This is a genomic window from Bacillus sp. 01N45, from assembly GCF_056399205.1.
This window is the reverse complement of record NZ_JBFTQW010000001.1, coordinates 515,339-537,870: the sequence shown is the minus strand read 5'-3', so window position 1 is coordinate 537,870 and position 22,532 is coordinate 515,339. Positions and strand designations below refer to the sequence as shown.

Genomic DNA, 22,532 nt, shown 5'->3' with positions numbered 1-22,532 from the left:
TTAAAAGTGGTATTATAGTATAGTCTGATTTAAGTTATTAGTACTGGAGGGAATAAGAATGCGTGTGAATATTACTCTAGCATGTACAGAATGCGGAGATCGTAACTATATCTCAAAGAAAAACAAACGTAACAACGCTGAGCGTATCGAGCTTAAAAAGTATTGCAAGCGTGACAAGAAGTCTACGTTACACCGTGAAACAAAGTAAGCAGTAGGAATATTTTCCTACTGTTTCTTTTTTTATTCGATTCCTCTGTTAAAAGTGATACACTATCATCGTAGAGCAAAGTATCACTGTGAGGAGGAAAGTGTGTGAGAGAAGAGAAAGTACGTTTACGTAAACAAATAATAGAGCACATGAATTCTTTATCAGAAGAACGGTATACAACTTTATCAGAGCAAATTGCATTTTCGTTGTATGCGCAAAAAGAGTGGGCTGAAGCTAAAACAATTGGAATCACTCTCTCAATGGAAAATGAAGTGAATACATATGCTATTATCGAAAAAGCTTGGGAAGAAGGAAAGAAAGTTGTTGTTCCAAAGTGTAACAAAGGAACACGAACAATGTCTTTCCGGCAAATTAGTAATTTTGATCAATTAGAAATAGTGTATATGAATTTACGTGAACCAATTCCAGCGCGTACGGAAGAAGTGAATGCAGATGACATTGATCTTCAAATCGTGCCAGGCGTAGCTTATACAGAGCGAGGAGAACGGATTGGATATGGCGGTGGGTATTATGATCGTTATCTCGTGCATTATAAAGGGAAAACGCTATCATTAGCTTATAGTTTTCAAATAGTAGAACATATTCCAGTAGAGCCGTTTGATAAAAACGTAGAAAAAATTATTACAGAAAAAGGAACAGTGGTTAAAAATGGGCTTGTATAGACAAATAAAAATTGACGAGACTTTTTCTTCTTGATTATAATAAAATATGTGAACGTTTTCTTATTATAATTTTTTATAGTAAGTGAGCATAGAGGGTGATAAAATGGTATCTATTTATGATATTCAGCAATTGCTAAAGAAATTTGGTACGATTATTTATACGGGTGATCGAATTGCAGATTTACAATTAATGCAAGATGAATTGCGTGAATTAAATCAATCACAGTTAATCGATCCACAAGACTATCAAACAGCTTTATTTTTATTGAAGCAAGAAATTCAAAAAGAGCTAAATAAGAATTAGATAAAGGTAGGTAAGCAACATGGAAGAGAAATGGTTAGTTGGGGTTGACCTTGGTGGTACAACAATTAAATTAGCATTTATTAATGTGTACGGTGAAATTTTACATAAGTGGGAAATCCCTACGAATACAAATGAGCAAGGAAAACATATTACGCTTGATGTAGYGAAAGCTATTGATAAAAAGTTAGAAGAGTTAGGTGAATTGAAAAGCAAGTTAATCGGTATTGGTATGGGAGCTCCTGGTCCTGTACACGTGGCGTCTGGAATGATTTATGAAGCGGTCAATTTAGGATGGAAAAACTATCCGTTAAAAGATTTATTAGAAGTAGAAACAGGATTACCTGTTGTTATTGATAATGATGCAAACTTAGCAGCACTTGGTGAAATGTGGAAAGGTGCTGGTGAAGGAGCAAAAGATTTAATCTGTATGACACTTGGCACTGGTGTTGGTGGTGGTGTAATCGCCAATGGTGAGATTGTACACGGCGTAAGCGGAGCTGCTGGTGAGATTGGACATATTACAGTAGTTACAGAGAATGCTTTCCCATGTAATTGCGGGAAGTCTGGTTGCTTAGAAACTGTAGCATCTGCAACGGGTATTGTGCGTGTTGCTATGCAAAAAATACAAGAGACTAATAAAGAGAGTGTTCTACGTTCTATGTTAGCAGAAGAAGGGCGTATTACATCAAAAGATGTGTTTGAAGCACTTGGACAAGGTGACGAGCTAGCAGGCGAAGTAGTAGAAAAAGTAGCTTCTTATTTAGGGTTAGCTGTAGCGAACCTTGCTAGTACGTTGAACCCAGAGAAAATTGTTATTGGCGGGGGCGTGTCTAAAGCTGGAGATGCACTATTAGAGCCAATTCAACGTTATTTCGAGCAATATGCTTTCTCACGTGCTGTAAAGAGCACAAAGTTAGCGATTGCAATACTTGGTAATGATGCAGGTGTTATCGGAGGAGCTTGGCTTGTAAAAAAGCACAAATACGAAGCGAAGATGGTATAAGTTGTGAAATATGAAAAGAGGAAGGGGAAACCCTTCCTCTTTTTGTGTGAAATCTTGATGAAGAATAACATGTAAATGAATTAAGCTGCTGGTGGGTACCCGTTATATAGAACAGTCATGATCGTAAACCATCCGAAAACGAGTACAGTTGCAATTGCAAAGCCGCCCGCGAATAAGTTTTTTTCGCGAAGAGTTCTAAGCGTAGCGAATACAGCTAACAGAGTGACTAGCGCAAAAATAATAACAAGGCCCATACAATATCCTCCTCTGTCTACCCATTCCTCAATATGAGTTTTTAGAATATTAACTCTTTTATATTGTACATGTTTTAAAAATGATTGTCGAGATAGCATCCTTTCTTTTCCTAAGAGAAAAAAATGTTGTATCATTGAAAGTAAGTTTAATAATTGGAGGAGATTTTCATATGAAATGGATACAAATGCCGTTAGGCCCATTACAAACGAATGCTTATATTTTAACGAATGATCAAAATGAGTGTATTATCTTTGATCCTGGTCACGAAGGAGAGAAGCTCGTTACATATTTACAAGAAGAACAATTAAAGCCACTTGCTGTTTTATTAACACATGCTCACTTTGATCATATTGGTGCTGTTGACGCGGTAAGAGACGCTTTTCATATTCCAGTGTACGTACATAAAGAAGAAGCAGATTGGTTAGGCGATGCAACTGTAAATGGCTCTCAAATTTTTATGATGAATCGCAGTATTACAGCAAAACCAGCAGATCATATTATTGATGCAGAAGGTGCATTAGCAATTGGTTCATTTAATTTTGAGATTTTTGAGACGCCAGGACATTCTCCAGGCAGTATTTCTTATTATTGTAAAGAGGCGAATGCTGTATTTTCTGGTGATGTATTGTTCCAAATGAGCATCGGAAGAACAGATTTACCCGGTGGAAGTTTTGCTGAATTGATTGGAAGTATTGAAGAAAAATTATTTGTATTACCAGATGAAACAGCGGTGCTATGTGGACATGGTCCAGAAACAAGCATTGGTTTTGAAAAAGAAAATAATCCATTTTTACAGTAAGGAGCTAGTATGGAGATGGAGCTCATTTTAAAAGAATGGATGGAGAAAGAGAAGGATTATTCAATTTCATATAGTACGTATATGAACCTCGTATTGTACACAGAGGGACATGGCTATTATATGAAGGAACGTGAAAAAATTGGAAGACAAGGGGATTTTTTTACAAGTAGCAACGTATCCTCTGTTTTTGCAAAAACATTTGTTAAATTTTTTATTCGTCTTGTTGAAAATGGTGAAGTTGCTCCGAATATTTGTGAGATTGGTGGGGGAACAGGAAGGTTTGCCTATGATGTTTTACAAGAGTGGAAGCAAGTATCTCCAGAAACCTTTATTGATTTAAACTATTCAATGATTGAAATGAGCCCTTTTCATAGAAACTTACAGCAGAAAAATCTTTGTTCGTTTTCTAATGTGTCGTATTATACGTCGCATAGTGAAATGGGAGAATCGTTCGAAGGGATTCTTTTTTCGAATGAGTTATTTGATGCATTTCCTGTTGAAGTAATTGAGAAGAGAAATGGAATATTGTATGAAGTACGTGTTACGTACACAGAGGAAGGGAAACTCGCAGAAGTATGTAGACCGCTACAGAAAAGTATTGGTCGATACTTATTGAAATATAATATTCATCTTGCTGAAGGTCAGCGTTTTGAAGTGCCACTTGCGATGGAAGAATATATAGAAGAAATTGCGAAATGGTTTCAACGAGGTGTATGTATTACCGTTGATTATGGATACACAAAAGAAGAATGGATGCATCCTGCACATCAAGAAGGAAGTTTACGAGGATATTACGAGCATAAGTTAATCCGTAATCCTTTAGCGCATCCAGGTGAAATGGATCTTACTACTCATATTCATTGGGACGAGCTGAAAGAGATGTTTAGCCTGCAAGGCATGAATATAGTATGGCATAAGAAGCAATCTGAGTTTTTGTTAGCAGCAGGAATATTAGATCAGCTTACGGGTCACCAAGATCGAAATCCTTTTTCTGAAACTCAAAAACAAAATCGTGCAGTTCGTTCTATGATTTTGAGCGGAGGATTAGGGAGTGCATTTGATGTTGTGATACATACGAAACATATGCAACAGTTACACTTGGATCAGTATTTAAAAATATAAAAAAACAAGACACAGCATATTTCTGTGTCTTGTTTTTTAATACGACTTTTTAATTATGTAGCATCATATATTTTCTCTCATGATATATATTTATATTAAAGATATGAGATGAAAAATATAAAATACGCCCTTTTTCTCTGTTTATGAGCTCTTAACCTAATAATACGCGAACGAGTTGAATGATTGTCTCGTTTTCTACTTTGTAATAAATTTCTAATCCTTTTCTTTCACTGGAAACGATTTTAGCACTTTTTAATTTTGCTAAATGCTGTGAAATTGTAGATTGTGGCATATTTAAGCCAGTGTACATTGTAGAAACGTTGCTTGGACCACGTTCAATTAATCCTTTTACAATACATAAGCGAACAGGATGAGCAAGTACTTTCAATAATTCTGCATTGCTTTCATATAGTTCTATTTCTTTTTGAAAGGTTTCTAACATGTTCTTTTCCACCTCCGTGTGAGCTGTTATACCATACTATACATACCAAAAAATTAAAGAAAAGAAAACAGTTGTTGCAGAAAAAAAGTCCTAAAGTAAAGAAATTGTAAGAAAAGAGACCCTGATGTAAATAAAGTAGATAAATTTGCATGGTTTTGTAAAATGACATTTTTGGGTGAAAATTTTAATGCGTTTTAAAAATTGAAAGATATAGATATATTTGTAACACAATTTTATCATGATTTTCTTATTCTTTCAAATGAATATACAAAATTTTTAAAATAATAAGAAAAAGGAATTATAATGTTATATATAGAATATAAAACAGGTTAAAAGAAAAGAAGCTGAATGTAGTCAGCTTCTTTATGGTGATAACAAAATATTTGAGTATAGCTGATAAATTTTAGAATTACCAAGACATTAGTTATATATTCTAGATTTCATCTTTTATCAGCTTTAAAAATCTGCAGTTCCATATATTTTCATAAAAATCAATTGTCTCTTTTGCGGACATAAATGGATTATTTAACGTAGAGGTTGCTTTCTGTACCATGAAGTTTTCGTATTCTAGTCCATGGGAAAATTTAATCGTAGCATCCATACAGTACTCTGTTTGGGCACCACAAAATTCAATACGGTGTACAGATAATTGTTCTAAAATCTCTTTCAAGTTTGTTTTATAAAATGAATTGGCATGTGTTTTTCTTACAAAAAAATCTTGTTCCTGAACATCTAGATCAGCATGAATAGCCCAAAGTTCTTTTTCGGGTACTAAATCATCATCACAATGTTGAATAAAAATGATTGGTTTATTTGATTTTCTGTATGAAGAAATTCTTTTATTTACTTTTGTAAGTAAATTTTGTAAATCGAATAAATGCTCTTCGCTATAACATACTCCATTTTGTAAATCGATAACGATTAAAACATCTGCACAAGTATCCATTATTTTTGCCCCTTTTTTACTTCTTAATATATCAATTAATTCATTATTTAGAAATAGATGGTGCTCTTTCGTTTTTTTATGAACTATACGAAAAGTAAAAAATATACTTAATGGCATAAAACAGAAGATATGAAAAATTAATTTCATATCTTCTGTTCGTTCTATGCATTGACAGGTTCTTCTACATAAGAAAGGGCATTTTCAAAATCGGATATTAAATCGTCAACATTTTCAAGGCCGACAGATAACCGAAGTAATGAATTAGAAATCCCTCTTTCATCACGAGCTTCTTGCGACAGTGCTGCATGTGACATTTTAGCTGGGTAGGAAAGAATCGATTCGACAGCTCCTAAACTCACTGCAAAGACAGGTAATTTTACTTTTGATAAAAATTGGCGGAGTGCGTCTTCTGATTGTAAAGTGAAAGATAGGACAGCTCCGGCTGATGTAGCTTGAGATTGTTGAATATCAAATCCAAGATGTGTTTGTAAGCCAGGATAATAGACATTTTTAACTTTAGTGTGCTCTTGTAAATAATGTGCAATTTTATTGGCGTTTGCAGCTGAATGCTCAAGACGTACATGCAATGTTTTTAGACCGCGAAGTACTAGAGAACAATCTTGAGGACCTAAAATAGCGCCGAATGCATTTTGTAAAAATCCAAGTTTTTGAGCGAGTTCGGCATCTTTTACAACCGCTAATCCGGCAGTAACATCACTATGACCGGCAATGAATTTTGTGGCACTATGAAGAACGACATCGGCACCAAGATCAAGTGGTTTCTGGAATAGTGGTGTCAAAAATGTATTATCAACAAAAGTAAGGGCGTCAATAGATTTTGCAAGTTTAGAAACAGCACAAATATCTGTCACTTTTAAAAGTGGATTAGAGGGTGTTTCCACATAAAAGAGTTTTGTGTTTGGCTTAATGTTTTGCTTTATTTCTTCTACATTTGTCATATCAACAAATGTATGTGACACACCGTAACGGGAGAGCACTTCAGTTATAATTCGGTAAGTTCCTCCATATACGTCTTCTGAAATGAGTACGTGATCGCCTTGTGAAAGAAGGAGGAATGCAGTAGAAATCGCTGCAATTCCTGATGCGAAGGCAAATCCCTTTGTTCCTCCTTCTAATAAAGCAATGATATCTTCAAGAGCTTCACGAGTTGGATTACCAGAGCGACTATAGTCATATTTTCCGAACGTATCTACATCAAACTGGTGGAATGTTGATGTATTATAGATGGGAACGTTAACAGCTCCTGTTTGTGAGTCATGTTTATATTGGTTGTGCAGTAAGAGTGTATCTATAGAATAACTCATATTCTTACACCTTCTTTTACAAGTTTAATGGCTTGCTTTAAGTCTTGAATTAAATCGTTACTATTTTCAATGCCAACGGAAAATCGCAGAAGACGATTACATACACCGTTTGCTGTTCTGATTTCTTCAGGAATATCAGCGTGTGTTTGCGTTGCTGGATACGTCATTAAACTTTCAACACCACCAAGACTTTCAGCAAATGTAATTAAGGATAAAGATTGTAAGAATGGATTAATCCATGTTTCATCTTTCAGACGAAATGAGATCATGCCACCTCTTCCAGGATAAAATACATCTGTCACCCCGTCTTCATCATTTAAATAAGCAACAACTGCTTTTGCATTTTCTTCATGTTGTCTCATGCGAAGCGCTAACGTTTTCATACCACGAATTAATAGCCATGAGTCAAATGGACTTAAGACCGCACCAGAGGCATTATGATAATGAGCGATTTCCTCACAAAGTTCCTTTCCTTTTGCAACGACAAGTCCGCTTAGGACATCGTTATGTCCCCCTAAATATTTCGTTGCGCTATGAAGTACAATGTTGGCACCTTCTGTTAATGGCTGCTGTATATAAGGCGTATAGAATGTGTTGTCTACAATAAGAAGTAGTCCGTGTCTTTTCGCTACAGTTGCGACAGCGGCAATATCAGTAACTTGCATTAACGGATTAGTTGGAGTTTCTATGAAAATAGCTTTCGTTTCAGTTGTGATAGCTTGCTCAATTTGTTTAATAGATTGTGTATTTACGTATCTACATCGAACATTCCACTTTTTTTCGTGCTCAGAAAATAATCGATAAGTGCCCCCGTATAAATCTTCGGATACAATAAGTTCGTCTCCAGAACGGAATAGGGAGAGGACGAGGAGAACAGCTGCCATCCCTGAACTACAGGCATAACCTTGTTCACCATATTCTAAGTCTGCGATTGCCTGCTCTAAAAGACCACGAGTTGGATTGCCAGTTCGTGAATAGTCAAAGCCAGTAGAGTTACCAATTCCTTCATGACGATAAGCAGTTGAAAAATAAACAGGTGGGTTAACAGTTCCTGTTGTAGTTTCGCTCCGGTTTCCGATTTGTGCTAGTTTTGTTTCAATAGTTGACATGTGAAAATTCCTCCTTTTTAAATTAACAATTAAGTGAATGTAAAGTGAAACTTTAATCAGTGAGGGGGGCATCCCCCACTGATTATTAGCTCTCACCAATCGGGGTAAAATAAAAAAAGCCTTCTAAAGAAGAAGGCTTTCGGTTTGAATAGAGTCTTCTTCTCATCTGTCAAATCTTTCACAATTTGCTGGAATTAGCACCTTATTAACAAATGTTAATGGTTGCTGAGGCGTCATAGGGCCAGTCCCTCTACCTCTCTAGATAAGAATGTTCGTATGAAATTTTTATTATGTTTTTAACTTTACAACAAAAGATAATTGAATTGCAACTTTATTTTAAATAATTTTTATTTTTCCGCAAGTGTCATTGACTTTTGCATTTGTGCATGCTAAATTTATTAAAAAATTAACAAACATTGTTAAAAGGGGAACGTATTTCCTTTTAGCTACATAAATAAAATAATAAAGACAAACTCTTATTGAGAGCGGTGGAGGGAAAGGCCCTGTGAAACCCAGCAACCTTCAAACGAAATGTTTGAAACGGTGCTAATACCTGCAAAACGAATGTTTTGCATAATAAGAGGAGGAACAATTATGTCCCCCTCTTCAAAGTGAAGAGGGGGTTTTTATATTGATAGAAATGAGGGAGATTTGTGAAATTACTAGATTTATTATCAAAAGGAATTGTAATAGGTGATGGTGCGGTTGGGACGTTATTACATTCACATGGTTTGCAAAGTAGTTTTGAAGAATTGAATATATCTGATCCAGATTTAATTATATCGATTCATAAGCAATATGTAGCTGCTGGGGCTGATGTGATTCAAACAAATACGTACGGAGCAAATGAAGCGAAATTACGTATTTATGGTTTAGAAAATCAAGTTACTGAAATTAATAGAGCCGCAGTAAAACTGGCGAAAGCATCTGTTACAGACAGAAATGCAATTTTAGGAACAATTGGTGGTATGAAACATATCGGAGCTGTTACGACAACTGATATGGAAAGAGAATTTATGTTACTGGAACAGGCAAGTGCATTACTAGAAGAACAGGTTGATGGACTGCTATTAGAAACTTTCTATGATGAGTTTGAATTACTTCATGCTGTTCAGGTGTTACGAAAACAAACGAATATTCCAATTGTAGCTCAATTAGCATTGCATGAGGCAGGTACAACTCAAAATGGAAATGATGTAAATGAAATATTAAAACAGCTTTTAGATTACGGTGCAAATGTCGTTGGATTGAACTGTCAACTAGGGCCACTTCACATGACGGAAGCTTTTAAAATGATATCGATTCCGCAAAATGGCTACTTGTCAGCATATCCGAATGCAGGTCTCCCAAATTATGTGGAGGGACGTTACGTATATGAGGGAAGTCCAGCTTATTTCGAAGCGATGACACCGAAATTTATTGAGCAAGGTATTCGGTTATTAGGTGGTTGTTGTGGCACGACTCCAGAACATATTGAAAGTATGAAACGTGCAATTGCAAATGTTACACCTGTAATAGAAAAGGATACGATTCAAAGACCGAAAGTAGTTCATACACACGAGAAACGTTCAAAAGCTCATGTCACATTAGCAGAGAAAGCAAAAAAACAAACGACAGTAGTAGTGGAATTAGATCCACCGAAAACGTTAGATACGCAGCGATTTTTTGAAGGCGCAAGAGCATTGAAAAGAGCTGGGGCAGATGCTATTACTCTAGCAGATAATTCATTAGCATCGCCTCGCATCTCGAATATGGCAATGGGGGCATTATTAACGAAGCACGATATTCCGGTATTGACGCACTTAACGTGTAGAGACCATAACGTCATCGGACTACAATCTCATTTACTAGGCCTATCAGCGTTAGGTATGGAAGAGGTGTTAGCTTTAACTGGGGATCCAGCACGCGTTGGTGATTTTCCAGGTGCCACTTCTGTATATGATTTGTCCTCTATTGAGCTCATTAAAATGATTAAAGAAATGAACGACGGGCGCTCGATTTTAGGGAAATCAATTGGTCCAGCAACAAGGTTTTCAGTGGGAGGTGCGTTTAATCCGCATGTAAGACATTTAAAAGCAGCGGTTAAGCGAATGGAACGGAAAATAGATGCTGGAGCGGAATATTTCTTAACTCAGCCAATTTATGATATCGCGTTAATTGAAGAAGTGTATGAAGCGACAAAGCATTTGGAACAACCTATTTTTATTGGGATTATGCCATTAATAAGTAAAAGGAATGCAGATTTCCTTCATTTTGAGGTACCGGGTATTACTCTACCTGAAGAAATAAGGGAGAGAATGGATGGACATGAAACGAAAGAGGCAGCAATTGAAGAAGGGATTCGCATTTCACAAGAATTGATCGATGCGGCGATGAAATATTTTAACGGCATTTATCTTATTACACCATTTCTAAAATATGAAATTACAGAACATCTTGTTAAATATGTGAGAGAAAAGCAAGAAGTGAAAGAAGGTATTAATTGATGAAATGTATAGAAGAAAAATTACAAAATAACATCTTAATATTAGATGGTGCAATGGGAACAATGATCCAGCAAGAGGACTTAACTGCGGAAGATTTCGGAGGAGAAGAGTACGAAGGTTGTAATGAATATTTAGTAGAAACAAGGCCTGATGTCATTTTAAAGATTCATAAAGCTTATATTGAAGCTGGAGCAGATATTATTGAAACAAATACATTTGGGGCGACAAACATTGTATTAAGTGATTATGAGTTGTCTCATTTAGATGAGGAATTAAATGAGAAGGCAGCACGTTTAGCGAAGCAAGCGGTCAAAGCAAGCGGGAAGGAAGTATATGTTGCGGGAGCAATGGGACCAACAACGAAAGCGATTAGTGTTACAGGTGGTGTGACGTTTGAAGAATTAATTGAAGCCTATACACGGCAGGCTAGAGGCTTATTGAATGGCGACGTAGATGTATTACTCGTTGAGACGAGTCAAGATATGCGTAACGTGAAGGCTGCTTATATTGGAATTCAAGCAGCTTTTGATGAGCTAAATAAAATTGTACCTATTATGATTTCAGGAACGATTGAACCGATGGGAACGACTCTGGCCGGGCAAACAATTGAGGCTTTTTACTTATCAGTAGAACATATGAAGCCATTATCTGTTGGATTAAACTGTGCGACCGGTCCGGAGTTTATGAGAGACCATATTCGTTCACTATCTGAGTTGTCGGAGTGTTACATTTCTTGTTATCCAAATGCAGGTCTTCCTGATGAAGATGGACATTATCATGAATCTCCATCTTCTCTCGCTGAAAAAGTGAAGCGATTTGCTGAAGAAGGATGGGTTAATATTATCGGTGGTTGTTGTGGCACAACACCAGAACATATAAAAGCAATAAAATCCGCGTTAGCTTCTCTTAATCCACGCGAACACCACGAAAGAGCTGGACACGGGGTTAGTGGATTAGAGGCACTTCAATATGATGACTCTATGAGACCATTATTTGTTGGTGAAAGAACAAACGTTATTGGGTCACGTAAATTTAAACGATTAGTAGCAGAAGGGAAATTTGAAGAGGCTGCTGAAGTCGCAAGAGCGCAAGTGAAGAAAAATGCTCATATTATTGATATTTGTATGGCAGATCCTGATCGCGATGAAATAGAAGATATGGAAAACTTCTTGGCAGAAGTTACGAAAGTGTTAAAAGTACCAATTATGATTGATTCAACAGATGAAAATGTGATGGAGCGAGCTCTTACTTATATTCAAGGAAAAGCTGTTATTAATTCAATTAATTTAGAAGATGGAGAAGAACGATTTAAAAAAGTGACGCCGCTTCTTCGGAAATATGGTGCTGCTATTGTTGTAGGAACAATTGATGAAGATGGTATGGCGGTTAGTGCAGAACGAAAACTCGAAATCGCGAAAAGAAGTTATGAGTTATTGACGACGAAATATGGTATACGCCCGTCAGATATTATTTTTGATGCACTTGTATTTCCTGTAGGTACAGGTGATGAAGAATATATTGGTTCAGCGGCAGCGACGATAGAAGGAATTCGCCTTATTAAAGAAGCCTTGCCAGAGTGTTTAACGATTTTAGGTGTAAGTAACATATCTTTTGGTTTACCACCAGCTGGCCGAGAAGTATTAAATTCCGTCTTTTTATACCATGCAACGAAAGCAGGATTAGATTACGCAATTGTGAATACGGAAAAATTAGAACGGTATGCGTCAATTCCAGAGGAAGAAAAACGTCTTGCTGATGCACTACTTTTTGAAACGACGCAAGAGACGTTAGAAGAATTTACAAATTTTTATCGCGCGGCAAAAAAGAGAGATGTCGTTACCCAAGAAACATTAACTCTTGATGAAAGGCTGGCAAATTACATTGTAGAAGGTACGAAACAAGGACTACAAGAAGATTTAAGCCTTGCACTTACAGAAGGAAGAAAACCTTTGGATATTATTAATGGCCCACTTATGACAGGAATGGATGAGGTGGGACGATTATTTAATAATAATGAGCTTATCGTTGCCGAAGTATTGCAAAGTGCTGAAAGTATGAAAGCTGCCGTAAGCTATTTAGAGCCACATATGGAATCTAGCGAGAGTGCGAAAAAGGGGAAAGTATTATTAGCAACTGTTAAAGGTGACGTACATGATATTGGGAAAAACCTCGTTGAAATTATTTTATCGAATAACGGATATGAGATTATTAATTTAGGAATCAATGTTCGTTCGGATCGAATTGTTCAAGAAGTACAAGAAAAGAAGCCTGACATTATTGGTCTTTCTGGTTTATTAGTAAAATCAGCGCAACAAATGGTAACGACTGCTGAAGATTTAAAAGCTGCAAATATTGATGTTCCAATCGTTGTAGGCGGGGCAGCGTTAACGAGAAAATTTACAGAAAATCGTATTTCACCATCATATAAAGGGCTCGTATGTTATGCGAGTGATGCGATGACTGGTCTTGATATTATTAATAAGCTTCAAAAAGAAGAAGAGCGTGAGAAGATGAAACAAGATAAAAAAGAGCGTCATCTTCATATCGTAAAAAAAGAGGAGAAGAAAGTAGAAATTCCAGCAGTAATTGAGCCATTACCGAAGGCAGAGGTTATGATACCTGATTCAACAAAACGAATTGTATTACGTGATATTCCAGTTGCACATCTCGCTCCATTTTTAAATAGACAAATGCTACTTGGACATCACCTTGGATTAAAAGGAAATGTGAAGAAGCTTTTGCGAGAGGGAGATAAGAGAGCACACGAATTAAATGATTTAATAGATGAATTATTGCAGGAAGGACAATCCTGGTTAAAACCGAAAGCGGTGTATCAATTTTTCCCAGCGCAAAGTGACGGACAAAACATTGTAATATATGATCCAGAAGATCATACGCGTGTTATAGAGCGTTTCACATTCCCAAGACAAGGAAAAGCACCATATCGTACTTTAGGTGATTATTTACGACCAGTTGGAGATGAGATGGACTATGTTGCTTTCCTATCTGTTACGGTTGGGGAAGGCGTTCGGGACATTGCTGAAGAGTGGAAGGCGAAGGGTGATTATTTACGCAGCCATGCGATCCAATCGTTAGCGCTTGAACTAGCAGAAGGTCTTGCTGAAAAAACACATATGCTCATTCGTGATCGCTGGGGTATTCCAGATTCACTAGAACTGACGATGGAAGAACGTTTCCGTACGAAATATAGAGGGATACGAGTGTCTTTCGGTTATCCAGCATGTCCAGAACTTGCGGATCAAGAAAAGTTATTTCGCCTTATTCATCCAGAAGAAATAGGTATTTCATTAACAGAAGGATTTATGATGGAGCCAGAAGCATCTGTGACGGCTATGGTATTTTCTCACCCTGAGGCAAGATATTTTAGTGTATTATAGTGTAGAAGGGGGAGACGTATGAAGAAAATAGTCTTTACAGGTGGCGGTTCGGCAGGGCATGTAACACCTAATTTAGCCATCATTCCACATTTACAAGAACAGAATTGGGATATCTCGTATATTGGTTCTCATCAAGGGATTGAGAAAACGATTATAGAAAAGGAAGGCATTCCGTACTATAGTATTTCAAGTGGAAAGCTACGTCGTTATTTTGATTTAAAAAATATAAAAGATCCTTTTCTTGTAATGAAGGGTGTTATGGATGCGTATGTAAGGATTCGAAAACTAAAACCGGATGTGATTTTTTCAAAAGGTGGTTTCGTATCTGTACCAGTCGTAATTGGAGGCTGGCTAAATAGAGTCCCTGTTTTATTACATGAATCTGATATGACGCCAGGACTAGCAAACAAAATTGCGCTCCGTTTCGCTTCGAAAATATTTGTTACATTTGAAGAAGCTGCGAAACATTTACCGAAAGAAAAAGTAATCTATACAGGATCTCCTGTACGTGAAGAAGTGCTAAAGGGAAATCGTGAAAAAGGTTTAGTGTTTTTAGGTTTTTCACGTAAAAAGCCAGTTATTACAATTATGGGAGGAAGTTTGGGCGCAAAGAAAATTAATGAAACGGTTCGAGAAGCGTTACCAGAACTTCTGAAAAAATATCAAATTGTTCATCTTTGCGGAAAAGGTAATCTTGATGAAAGTTTACAAAATAAAGAAGGATATAAACAATTTGAATATATACATGGGGAACTGCCAGACATATTAGCGATAACAGATTTTGTTATTTCACGTGCGGGCTCTAATGCCATTTTTGAGTTTTTAACATTGCAAAAGCCGATGGTTTTAATTCCGCTATCGAAATTTGCAAGCCGTGGAGATCAAATACTAAATGCAGAGTCTTTTGAAAGACAAGGATATGCTTCCGTATTGTATGAGGAAGATGTGACTGTGAAATCACTTATAAAGCATGTCGAAGAATTAAATCAAAATAATGAGATGTATAAAACAGCACTAAAAAAATATAATGGAAAAGAAGCAATTCAAACAATCATTCAACATATTTCAGAGGCATGATGAAACAATCATGTCTTTTTTAGTAGGATGAAAGATTCCAAGGATTGATATTTTTATGTTACAATAAAGTGAAACTTTAATCAGTGGGGAAGGGGTTAATCCCCCACCTAACTTCTTTATTTTTGCTGAATTTTGAGGTGGGGGTTTTACTGCCCTCGAATAGCGGGGTAACAAATGGATTAGTAGGGAAATTCCAATTAATGAAGCGTGAAAATACGAATGGATTAGGAGTGACTGTGTTGGAGCTAAGTCTCTATGAAAATACTGCACTTATTATATGCTTTGTGTTGTACGTTGGTAGTGTTATTGTTTATATTTCAAGGAAATTTTCGCAAGAAAGAGAGCTTGAAAAATCAGAAATAACAGCTGAACTAGAAATGTTAGCTGATGAAAGTTATAAAAAGAAGAAAATAAAAGAAGAGCATGAAGAATCCCATCATTTAAACGCAAATAAGTTTTAAAGATGGGGATTTTTTTTTGAAGTCGTTCTTTATTATGTTTATAGCAAGTAACGCTAAAAGGAGTTTCCCGTACATAATGAAGGAGTGTATATAAATGAATTTTTATGTCGCCTCAGGATTCCAAAATAAACATCTTGTACGTTCTATAGCAAATGAACTGAAACATGCAGGATGGCACCATACATATGATTGGACAAGAAACGAAAGAGCAGTGAATCAAGATCAATTAAGAGAAATTGGGCAGGCAGAAAAGAATGCTATTAAAGAAGCGGATGTCTTTTTACTTATATTAGATGGCGGAAACGGGAGCCATACAGAGTTTGGAATGGCGATTGCGCTAGAGAAAAAGATATATGTATATCATGAAAGAAACCCGCTTCAAACAACGTTCTATCATTTGCCAGAAATAAATATTTTTGAAGGAGATGCAACTGAATTTGCATCTTATGTTATGAATCATGTGAAATAATAGTAACGACCTAAAAGGTTATAAAAGTGATCTTTTGGGAACAGTGATGATAAGAAACGTATATAAAGGAGTATATAATATGAAATTAGAAAATGGATGGGAAACGAGCTTTTTAGAAGTTGTACAAAATAGTGAATTTAAGAAAGAGGCCGTTCTTAGTCAATTGCTTTGTGAGGATAGTGAAGAAGTAGAAGAGCTTGTGGATGATTATGGATATGAAGAGATTATTGAACGCGAACATGATGATGAATTAGCAGAAGTTTTAGGTGAAGAACTTTTCGATGAGATGGAACGACACGTATTCTTATCTTCACAGCCAGAAGAAAAACTTATTTCATTCGTAAATGGATTAGGTTTTCATGTGTTAGATTGGATCGTTCTTCTTGAAACAGAATTTGGCATTGATAGTGTACACTTTACGTCGGACGCCGTGAAAATGTTAGAAAAGCGCTTTAGACAATTTCCATACATAGAGGATAAGACGATATTTGATATGACATTTGGAGAAGCAATGGATGTATTAGAATCCATTACAGGATTACAACTGAAGGAAAAGATGAACGTATAATGTAAAAAAAAGAACGTGATATTCTCACGTTCTTTTTTTTACATTATAATAATTTTGTCATCTAGTTTTGTTTGTCCGCTAAGAAGTGCGTTTAAATATTCCACTTTTCTTATACAGGCCTGTATATGTCTTTCAACCTCTTGTAACTCTGCTTGGTGATGTGTTTCAATCGGATGAATTTGTACGTTGAATTTTTCAAATTGACTACTATATGTTATTTCTGCATAGCCGCTCATAATATCCATTTCGTTATGAAATAAAAATTGTTTCGTTTTGTCACAGAATGATACATTCTGAAAGCCATATACTTTTAATGCGTCAATTACTTTTTTAATCATTTTTGTATTCATTTTTTTTAACCCTCTTTGCGAAGTTCTACTTATATATTATAACATAAAAAATTACATAGAAAGCGCTTCCAAGTGTATTTTATTATAAACTTTACGTTTCAATCACAAAAATGAAACAAAGAAAAAATAATTGTAAAGAAGGGAGGACTCTTTTATTGTTTCGTCATATATATAGAGAAATAGTGCAAGGAAAGGAAAATTTCCGAATTTGAGTTCGTATTTCAAATTTAAGCGCAATAAAAGAGGTGAGAGACTTGAACTTTGATATTGTAGGACAAAAAGCATATATAAAAGATGGACCGCATCGGAACCGAATTGGAATTGTAAAGAACAGCGAGACAAAATTAGAATCGCAGTTTGCTATTGTAATTGGAGAACAAATCATTGATGTAGAGCTAAAGGATATCGTGTTAGTTGGAGTAGACGTAGGACAATTTCATAAATGGTGCGAACAAAATGGTTATTTGTGAAAAGGACGGGCTGTGAGATAATGAAGTATATTTGAGAAAAGAGAATATGTTATTGTATTCTCTTTTTCTATGTGTAAGGAGATAGAAATGAAGTATAAAGAACGAGATTTTACATAGTGTTTGAAACAATATGTTATGCCTTATGTATAAAAGACAAAGAGGAAGATGAAAAGAACTAAAAAAGGACGCTAACAGTTTTTGTTAGCGTCCTTTTTATTATGAAGCAATTTCACCAGTTTTTGTATCATCTTGATTGTACGTATCTTGATCTAATTCACCAAGCCATTTACTAGAAATAAGACCTGCTGTCATAGAACCACTTACGTTAAGAGCTGTACGACCCATATCGATTAATGGTTCAACTGAGATAACAAGAGCGACAATACCGATTGGTAAGTTCATTGTAGATAGTACGATTAACGCTGCGAATGTTGCACCACCACCAACACCGGCAACACCGAATGAGCTAATCGCAACGACAGCGATTAAAGTTAAAATAAATTGTGGTTGTAATGGATCGATTCCTACAGTTGGAGCGACCATCATTGCAAGCATTGCTGGATAAATACCTGCGCAACCGTTTTGTCCGATAGATACTCCAAATGATGCTGCGAAGTTTGCAATCCCTTCGGAAATACCAAGCTTTTCTTTTTGCGCTTCAATATTTAATGGCATTGCACCAGCACTAGAGCGAGATGTGAATGCAAATGTTAATACAGGGAACACCTTTTTTAAATATTGAATTGGATTTAAACCAGATAGAGCAATTAATAATAAGTGGATAACGAACATTACGATAAGTGCCACGTAAGACGCTAACACGAAGTTACCAAGTTTTAAAATAGCATTAATGTCGCTACCAGCAACTGTTTTTGCCATAAGAGCTAATACGCCGTATGGAGTAAGACGTAAAATTAATGTTACCATACGCATTACGATTGCATATACAGCATCAAGCATTTTCTTAAATAGTTCTGCTTGTTCTGGATATTTTCGTTTTACACCTATAAAGGCGATACCGATAAAGGCTGCAAATATTACAACAGAAATTGTTGATGTTGGACGAGCTCCTGTTAAATCAAGAAACGGATTTGTAGGTAACAGCTCTAATAATTTATCTGGAATTGTTGTTTTTTCAATAGAAGTAAATCTTTCTTCAACTAGTTTCAGACGAGCAGATTCTGCATCACCTTGTTGCAGGCCAGTTGCAGATACATCAAATCCTGCACTTGCGGCGATACCGACAGCTGCAGCGATTCCTGTAGTAAGAATTAAAATTCCGATAATAAGACCACTAATTTTACCAAGGTTTTTCGTTAACTGTAATTTTGTAAAGGCTGAAATAATAGATACTAAAATAAGTGGCATAACGATCATTTGAAGTAATTTCACATAACCGTTACCGATCAAGCTAAACCAAGTATTTGATTCAATAATTACTTTAGAAGTTGGCTCATAAATAAATTGTAATATAAGACCGAATATAATTCCGACTCCTAAAGCAGTAAATACACGTTTATTAAAAGATACATGCTTACGTTGCATATAATATAATACGCCAACTAAGATGAGCATGACTGCAACGTTAATTCCGACAAGCAGTGTATTCATGTTGATTCCCCCTAATTCCAATCTGTTATATAGAATATAAGGTAATAAAACCTATAAGTCAACTAGGGAATTGCGGAATTAAAAAAAAGATGGCAAAATGCCATCTTTAATGTCCAGCTCCAGGGACAAGTAAAAACGTCGTGTAGTATGTAAATCCTATGAAGAAAACAGTTAAATATGCCCCGAATACGTATATATACATACGCTCTGTTAAATTTAAATAGCTTAAAAGTACGAAGAAACCTGTTTGTCCTAAAAATAGTAGTGCGGCCTGTTGCATATCCCCTACGTAAAACATAACCGAGAAAATTCCAGTCCAAAAGCCGAGAACGCGAAACATGCGCTCCATGCCATCTCCCTCCTTTTCTAAAAAAAGTAAACCTCTCCTCATTATAGTTTATTTTTCTTACTATTGTAAATATTCATTCATATAAAAAGAAGCCAATTATAATTGGCTTCTTTTTATATGAGAAATTAAATTGTTAGTTTATAATTACAAGATTTACATCCATCTAGTAGACTATCGTTTCGAGTTAATTCCGTGTTAGGGAATAGGATTTCAAAAATCCCTTTCATCATATCTCCGTGCATATTACAAATTTCAGTTGGGTGATGAACAGCAACTTCTTTAAATGGACAATTGTGCACATCATAGAAAATTTTCGTTCCATCTGCACTTAATTCAAATGCAGGTGATAAACCAGCTGTTGAGAAAGCTTCTTTTGCAATTTGGACTTTTTGCTCTACTGTTAAAGCATCTTCGTTCACATGTAAACGCTGCATATGTTGTTGCATTAACTCGGCCCCGAATTGTTTTCCCGTTTCGTATAGCGCTTTTTCACCAGCGGCGCCAAGGCTAAGTAAAGAATTAAATGCTATTCTTGCTAACAATTGATAATCGCGGAATGGAAATTGTAATTGAATCACATCTTCAGATAATACATATAATCTACTTGGTCTTCCGCCTTTTCCAGTTTTCTTCGTTTCCGATTTCAGCATATGAACATCTTCTAATTTAGATAAATGTAAACGTGCTACGTTTGGATGAATGTCAAACTCATCTGCAATTTCTTGTACAGTTACGTAACTATGTTTTTGAGAAATATATTTATAAATGTAATAACGAGTTGGGTCAGATAATACACCTGTAATTTTTAAAGCTTGTTCCATGAGGATCTCCACCTTTATCACTTTATCCAAGATAATAACATTATAATACAGATAAACATAAGTATAGGTAATTTCAGACAATAATTCGGAAATTGTTCATAATTTCACAAACATATTTTTCCTTTTTCCTCTATTGAAAATACAAAAATACCGATTTTTCTTATGAATTTTTTCATGCTATATACATAGTGGGGAGGGAAAAATGATGAATGGAATTGAAATTTTTGCGAATACGATTTTGAAAGAGGCGTGCAGGGTACAAGCTTCGGATTTACATATTGTGCCCCGGAAGAAGGATGTAGCGGTTCAACTGCGTATAGGAAAAGATTTAATGACGAAACACTGTATCGAAAAGGAATTTGGAGAAAAACTTGTTTCACACTTTAAATTTTTAGCATCCATGGATATAGGGGAGAGACGGAAGCCACAAAATGGTTCACTGTATTTACAAATGGATGGACAAGAAGTGTATTTACGCCTTTCCACGCTTCCAACCGTATACCAAGAAAGTCTCGTTATTCGTCTTCATTTACAAGCATCTATTCAGCCGTTATCTCATCTTTCGTTATTTCCAAGTACAGTGAAAAAACTACTCTCTTTTTTACACTATTCACATGGGTTACTCGTATTTACTGGACCGACTGGTTCGGGGAAGACAACAACAATGTATGCATTATTAGAGGTAATTAAAAAAAAGAAAACACGTCGCATCGTTACACTTGAAGATCCAGTTGAAAAAAGAAATGACGATGTATTACAAATTCAAATAAATGAAAAAGCAGGTATCACATATGAGGCGGGACTAAAGGCCATTTTACGTCATGATCCAGATATTATTTTAGTCGGTGAAATTCGTGATGAAGAAACAGCGAAAATCGCTATAAGAGCAAGTTTGACTGGACATTTAGTAATGACGACACTGCATACTAGTGATGCGAAAGGGGCGATACTCCGATTTATGGATTTCGGTATAACGAGGCAAGAGATTGAACAATCTTTATTGGCTATAGCTGCACAGCGACTTGTCGAATTGAAATGTCCGTTTTGCCAAAGAAAGTGCTCAACTTTATGTAAATCAATGAGGCAGGTAAGACAAGCGAGTATTTATGAGTTGTTATATGGATATGAGTTAAAACAAGCAGCAATTAAAGAAGCAAACGGGGAATGTGTCACGTACAAGCACGAAACATTAGAATCTTCGATACGAAAAGGATACGCTTTAGGATTTTTAGAAGAGGATGTGTATGTTTAAGAAAATATGGAGTTTAAGTGATCAAGTAGTATTGCTGAAACGATTAGGAGAACTATTAGAAAAAGGATACTCCCTTTTGCAGGCATTAGAATTTTTACAGTTTCAATTACCTTTAGAAAAGAAAGTACAATTGCAGCGCATGATTGATGGATTAAAAGATGGAAAAAGTCTACATGATTCTTTTCATCAATTAATGTTTCATCAGGAGGTGTTAAGTTATTTATTTTATGCTGAGCAACATGGTGATATTTCTTTTGCGTTGCAACAAGGGAGCGCACTTCTTTATAAAAAGGATAAGTATAGGAAAGATATGATGAAAATAATGCAGTATCCTATGTTTTTGGCGTTCTTTTTAATAATCATGATTTTTGTTTTTAACCGCATTTTATTACCGCAGGTTGACATGGTATATAGTTCATTCGGTTCTACAGCACCGTTACTTACAGAACAAATATTAAGTGCAATTAAGCTGCTACCCAGCCTTATTTTTAGCACTATTTTTATCATTATGATTGGATGTAGTGTATATATGTTTTACTTTCGGAAACTCCCGCATATGAAGCAGGTAAAAATTATGCTTCGTATCCCCCTCGTAAAAACATTTCTTATTTTAAAGCATTCACATTATTTCGCCACTCAATTGAGCGGTTTATTACAAGGTGGACTATCAGTACTTGAGGCCCTAACAATAATGATGGAGCAAAATTATCATCCGTTCTTTCAATATGAAGCGGGTCGAATTGAACGCCAATTAATTGCAGGAGAACCGTTGCAATCTATTATTGCTAAAAGTGGATATTATGATGAAGAACTTTCTTATATTATTACGCATGGACAAGCAAACGGTAATTTGGCGCTTGAATTAGGTGACTATAGCGATCTTATTATGGAAAAGATGGAGCAAAAAGTTAAACGTATGTTAGTGATCATTCAACCAATTTTATTTACGTGTATTGGAGGAATAGTCGTTCTTATGTATTTAGCGATGATTATGCCAATGTTTCAAATGATGAATTCTATTTAG

The 22,532-nt window shown here is 35.8% G+C and carries 24 protein-coding genes and 2 riboswitches; of the genes, 15 read left to right on the top strand and 9 right to left on the bottom strand.

Translation table 11 applies throughout. The features are described from left to right. Positions 1-58: 58 nt before the first annotated feature. The 4 genes from rpmG to glcK all read left to right on the top strand — a co-directional run bounded on the left by rpmG (position 59) and on the right by glcK (position 2,198). A complete protein-coding gene (gene rpmG, locus AC1DMU_RS02855; RefSeq protein ID WP_001265616.1) occupies positions 59-208 on the top strand; it encodes a 50S ribosomal protein L33 in 150 nt (49 codons plus the stop codon). A gap of 104 nt (positions 209-312) precedes the next feature. Then, positions 313-891 carry a 5-formyltetrahydrofolate cyclo-ligase gene (locus AC1DMU_RS02850; protein WP_088064416.1) on the top strand — a complete coding sequence of 193 codons (579 nt, stop codon included), beginning with the start codon at positions 313-315 and terminating at the stop codon, positions 889-891. 103 nt (positions 892-994) lie between these two features. Beyond that, positions 995-1,195 carry a YqgQ family protein gene (locus AC1DMU_RS02845; RefSeq protein ID WP_000253699.1) on the top strand — a complete coding sequence of 67 codons (201 nt, stop codon included), beginning with the start codon at positions 995-997 and terminating at the stop codon, positions 1,193-1,195. Positions 1,196-1,214: 19 nt separating this feature from the next. Next, positions 1,215-2,198 (top strand): glucokinase, encoded by a 984-nt coding sequence (gene glcK, locus AC1DMU_RS02840; protein WP_476941467.1) that lies wholly within the window; start codon positions 1,215-1,217, stop codon positions 2,196-2,198. A gap of 80 nt (positions 2,199-2,278) precedes the next feature. On the opposite strand, the gene AC1DMU_RS02835 is transcribed toward glcK, so the two are convergent. Next, positions 2,279-2,452: a DUF2759 domain-containing protein gene (locus tag AC1DMU_RS02835; RefSeq protein ID WP_000524847.1), complete on the bottom strand. Its 174-nt coding sequence runs from the start codon at positions 2,450-2,452 to the stop codon at positions 2,279-2,281. A 170-nt stretch (positions 2,453-2,622) separates the two neighbouring features. Between AC1DMU_RS02835 and AC1DMU_RS02830 the strand changes: the two genes are divergently transcribed. Both AC1DMU_RS02830 and AC1DMU_RS02825 read left to right on the top strand, forming a co-directional pair. Continuing rightward, on the top strand, positions 2,623-3,252 hold the full coding sequence (locus tag AC1DMU_RS02830; protein ID WP_000871244.1) for an MBL fold metallo-hydrolase: 630 nt from the start codon (positions 2,623-2,625) through the stop codon (positions 3,250-3,252). Between the two features lie 9 nt (positions 3,253-3,261). Next, entirely contained in the window at positions 3,262-4,374 is a 1,113-nt protein-coding gene (locus tag AC1DMU_RS02825) for a class I SAM-dependent methyltransferase (protein ID WP_088064414.1), read from the top strand. Between the two features lie 151 nt (positions 4,375-4,525). Here AC1DMU_RS02825 and AC1DMU_RS02820 read toward each other — a convergent pair whose 3' ends face one another. The 4 genes from AC1DMU_RS02820 to metI all read right to left on the bottom strand — a co-directional run bounded on the left by AC1DMU_RS02820 (position 4,526) and on the right by metI (position 8,196). Continuing rightward, positions 4,526-4,816: an ArsR/SmtB family transcription factor gene (locus AC1DMU_RS02820; protein WP_000894375.1), complete on the bottom strand. Its 291-nt coding sequence runs from the start codon at positions 4,814-4,816 to the stop codon at positions 4,526-4,528. A gap of 433 nt (positions 4,817-5,249) precedes the next feature. Then, positions 5,250-5,762 carry a cysteine hydrolase family protein gene (locus tag AC1DMU_RS02815; RefSeq protein WP_088064413.1) on the bottom strand — a complete coding sequence of 171 codons (513 nt, stop codon included), beginning with the start codon at positions 5,760-5,762 and terminating at the stop codon, positions 5,250-5,252. Positions 5,763-5,923: 161 nt separating this feature from the next. Further along, positions 5,924-7,087 carry a cystathionine beta-lyase gene (gene metC / locus AC1DMU_RS02810; RefSeq protein ID WP_088064412.1) on the bottom strand — a complete coding sequence of 388 codons (1,164 nt, stop codon included), beginning with the start codon at positions 7,085-7,087 and terminating at the stop codon, positions 5,924-5,926. After that, entirely contained in the window at positions 7,084-8,196 is a 1,113-nt protein-coding gene (metI, locus tag AC1DMU_RS02805) for a cystathionine gamma-synthase/O-acetylhomoserine thiolyase (protein WP_088064411.1), read from the bottom strand. Before metI ends, metC begins: the two co-directional genes overlap by 4 nt. 159 nt (positions 8,197-8,355) lie before the next feature. Further along, a riboswitch (SAM riboswitch) is annotated at positions 8,356-8,465 on the bottom strand. 204 nt (positions 8,466-8,669) lie between these two features. Beyond that, positions 8,670-8,779: riboswitch (SAM riboswitch) on the top strand. Between the two features lie 70 nt (positions 8,780-8,849). Here metI and AC1DMU_RS02800 point away from each other — a divergent pair. From AC1DMU_RS02800 to AC1DMU_RS02775, 6 genes are all read left to right on the top strand, one after another. Then, the gene (locus tag AC1DMU_RS02800) at positions 8,850-10,682 is read left to right on the top strand and encodes a bifunctional homocysteine S-methyltransferase/methylenetetrahydrofolate reductase (RefSeq protein ID WP_088064410.1); all 1,833 of its coding nucleotides are present in this window, start codon (positions 8,850-8,852) and stop codon (positions 10,680-10,682) included. Then, positions 10,682-14,080 carry a methionine synthase gene (gene metH / locus AC1DMU_RS02795; RefSeq protein ID WP_088064409.1) on the top strand — a complete coding sequence of 1,133 codons (3,399 nt, stop codon included), beginning with the start codon at positions 10,682-10,684 and terminating at the stop codon, positions 14,078-14,080. Before AC1DMU_RS02800 ends, metH begins: the two co-directional genes overlap by 1 nt. 18 nt (positions 14,081-14,098) lie before the next feature. Next, positions 14,099-15,157, top strand: a complete 1,059-nt coding sequence (gene murG / locus AC1DMU_RS02790) for an undecaprenyldiphospho-muramoylpentapeptide beta-N-acetylglucosaminyltransferase (RefSeq protein ID WP_088064408.1) — start codon at positions 14,099-14,101, stop codon at positions 15,155-15,157. Between the two features lie 200 nt (positions 15,158-15,357). Then, the gene (locus AC1DMU_RS02785; protein ID WP_000817963.1) at positions 15,358-15,618 is read left to right on the top strand and encodes a DUF3966 domain-containing protein; all 261 of its coding nucleotides are present in this window, start codon (positions 15,358-15,360) and stop codon (positions 15,616-15,618) included. 94 nt (positions 15,619-15,712) lie between these two features. After that, the gene (locus AC1DMU_RS02780) at positions 15,713-16,087 is read left to right on the top strand and encodes a nucleoside 2-deoxyribosyltransferase (RefSeq protein ID WP_001012499.1); all 375 of its coding nucleotides are present in this window, start codon (positions 15,713-15,715) and stop codon (positions 16,085-16,087) included. 79 nt (positions 16,088-16,166) lie between these two features. Continuing rightward, positions 16,167-16,655 (top strand): hypothetical protein, encoded by a 489-nt coding sequence (locus AC1DMU_RS02775; RefSeq protein ID WP_000764275.1) that lies wholly within the window; start codon positions 16,167-16,169, stop codon positions 16,653-16,655. A 38-nt stretch (positions 16,656-16,693) separates the two neighbouring features. Here AC1DMU_RS02775 and AC1DMU_RS02770 read toward each other — a convergent pair whose 3' ends face one another. Beyond that, a complete protein-coding gene (locus AC1DMU_RS02770; protein WP_001093232.1) occupies positions 16,694-17,005 on the bottom strand; it encodes a hypothetical protein in 312 nt (103 codons plus the stop codon). Between the two features lie 254 nt (positions 17,006-17,259). Here AC1DMU_RS02770 and AC1DMU_RS02765 point away from each other — a divergent pair, with 254 nt between their 5' ends. Next, positions 17,260-17,475, top strand: a complete 216-nt coding sequence (locus AC1DMU_RS02765) for a DUF3912 family protein (RefSeq protein ID WP_001008334.1) — start codon at positions 17,260-17,262, stop codon at positions 17,473-17,475. Positions 17,476-17,691: 216 nt separating this feature from the next. On the opposite strand, the gene AC1DMU_RS02760 is transcribed toward AC1DMU_RS02765, so the two are convergent. The 3 genes from AC1DMU_RS02760 to AC1DMU_RS02750 form a co-directional block, all read right to left on the bottom strand. Beyond that, the gene (locus tag AC1DMU_RS02760; protein WP_048562307.1) at positions 17,692-19,086 is read right to left on the bottom strand and encodes an L-cystine transporter; all 1,395 of its coding nucleotides are present in this window, start codon (positions 19,084-19,086) and stop codon (positions 17,692-17,694) included. Positions 19,087-19,192: 106 nt separating this feature from the next. Continuing rightward, positions 19,193-19,435 (bottom strand): DUF2626 domain-containing protein, encoded by a 243-nt coding sequence (locus tag AC1DMU_RS02755; RefSeq protein WP_000440719.1) that lies wholly within the window; start codon positions 19,433-19,435, stop codon positions 19,193-19,195. Between the two features lie 125 nt (positions 19,436-19,560). Continuing rightward, positions 19,561-20,256 carry a helix-turn-helix transcriptional regulator gene (locus tag AC1DMU_RS02750; protein WP_000434122.1) on the bottom strand — a complete coding sequence of 232 codons (696 nt, stop codon included), beginning with the start codon at positions 20,254-20,256 and terminating at the stop codon, positions 19,561-19,563. Positions 20,257-20,461: 205 nt separating this feature from the next. Here AC1DMU_RS02750 and comGA point away from each other — a divergent pair, with 205 nt between their 5' ends. Both comGA and comGB read left to right on the top strand, forming a co-directional pair. Next, the gene (gene comGA, locus AC1DMU_RS02745) at positions 20,462-21,508 is read left to right on the top strand and encodes a competence protein ComGA (RefSeq protein WP_476941466.1); all 1,047 of its coding nucleotides are present in this window, start codon (positions 20,462-20,464) and stop codon (positions 21,506-21,508) included. Further along, positions 21,501-22,532 carry a competence type IV pilus assembly protein ComGB gene (comGB, locus tag AC1DMU_RS02740; RefSeq protein WP_088064406.1) on the top strand — a complete coding sequence of 344 codons (1,032 nt, stop codon included), beginning with the start codon at positions 21,501-21,503 and terminating at the stop codon, positions 22,530-22,532. The genes comGA and comGB overlap by 8 nt, the downstream gene beginning before the upstream one ends.

Bases quoted from the DNA above. Each gene is read 5' to 3' on its own strand.
- AC1DMU_RS02820 (WP_000894375.1), bottom strand. From the start codon at position 4,816: ATGTTAGAAACCTTTCAAAAAGAAATAGAACTATATGAAAGCAATGCA.
- AC1DMU_RS02825 (WP_088064414.1), top strand. From the start codon at position 3,262: ATGGAGATGGAGCTCATTTTAAAAGAATGGATGGAGAAAGAGAAGGAT.
- murG (WP_088064408.1), top strand. From the start codon at position 14,099: ATGAAGAAAATAGTCTTTACAGGTGGCGGTTCGGCAGGGCATGTAACA.
- AC1DMU_RS02815 (WP_088064413.1), bottom strand. From the start codon at position 5,762: ATGGATACTTGTGCAGATGTTTTAATCGTTATCGATTTACAAAATGGA.
- AC1DMU_RS02755 (WP_000440719.1), bottom strand. From the start codon at position 19,435: ATGGAGCGCATGTTTCGCGTTCTCGGCTTTTGGACTGGAATTTTCTCG.
- AC1DMU_RS02775 (WP_000764275.1), top strand. From the start codon at position 16,167: ATGAAATTAGAAAATGGATGGGAAACGAGCTTTTTAGAAGTTGTACAA.
- AC1DMU_RS02770 (WP_001093232.1), bottom strand. From the start codon at position 17,005: ATGAATACAAAAATGATTAAAAAAGTAATTGACGCATTAAAAGTATAT.
- AC1DMU_RS02845 (WP_000253699.1), top strand. From the start codon at position 995: ATGGTATCTATTTATGATATTCAGCAATTGCTAAAGAAATTTGGTACG.
- AC1DMU_RS02780 (WP_001012499.1), top strand. From the start codon at position 15,713: ATGAATTTTTATGTCGCCTCAGGATTCCAAAATAAACATCTTGTACGT.
- AC1DMU_RS02785 (WP_000817963.1), top strand. From the start codon at position 15,358: ATGAAGCGTGAAAATACGAATGGATTAGGAGTGACTGTGTTGGAGCTA.
- metI (WP_088064411.1), bottom strand. From the start codon at position 8,196: ATGTCAACTATTGAAACAAAACTAGCACAAATCGGAAACCGGAGCGAA.
- metH (WP_088064409.1), top strand. From the start codon at position 10,682: ATGAAATGTATAGAAGAAAAATTACAAAATAACATCTTAATATTAGAT.
- AC1DMU_RS02750 (WP_000434122.1), bottom strand. From the start codon at position 20,256: ATGGAACAAGCTTTAAAAATTACAGGTGTATTATCTGACCCAACTCGT.
- comGA (WP_476941466.1), top strand. From the start codon at position 20,462: ATGAATGGAATTGAAATTTTTGCGAATACGATTTTGAAAGAGGCGTGC.
- AC1DMU_RS02760 (WP_048562307.1), bottom strand. From the start codon at position 19,086: ATGAATACACTGCTTGTCGGAATTAACGTTGCAGTCATGCTCATCTTA.
- rpmG (WP_001265616.1), top strand. From the start codon at position 59: ATGCGTGTGAATATTACTCTAGCATGTACAGAATGCGGAGATCGTAAC.
- metC (WP_088064412.1), bottom strand. From the start codon at position 7,087: ATGAGTTATTCTATAGATACACTCTTACTGCACAACCAATATAAACAT.
- comGB (WP_088064406.1), top strand. From the start codon at position 21,501: ATGTTTAAGAAAATATGGAGTTTAAGTGATCAAGTAGTATTGCTGAAA.
- AC1DMU_RS02830 (WP_000871244.1), top strand. From the start codon at position 2,623: ATGAAATGGATACAAATGCCGTTAGGCCCATTACAAACGAATGCTTAT.
- AC1DMU_RS02835 (WP_000524847.1), bottom strand. From the start codon at position 2,452: ATGGGCCTTGTTATTATTTTTGCGCTAGTCACTCTGTTAGCTGTATTC.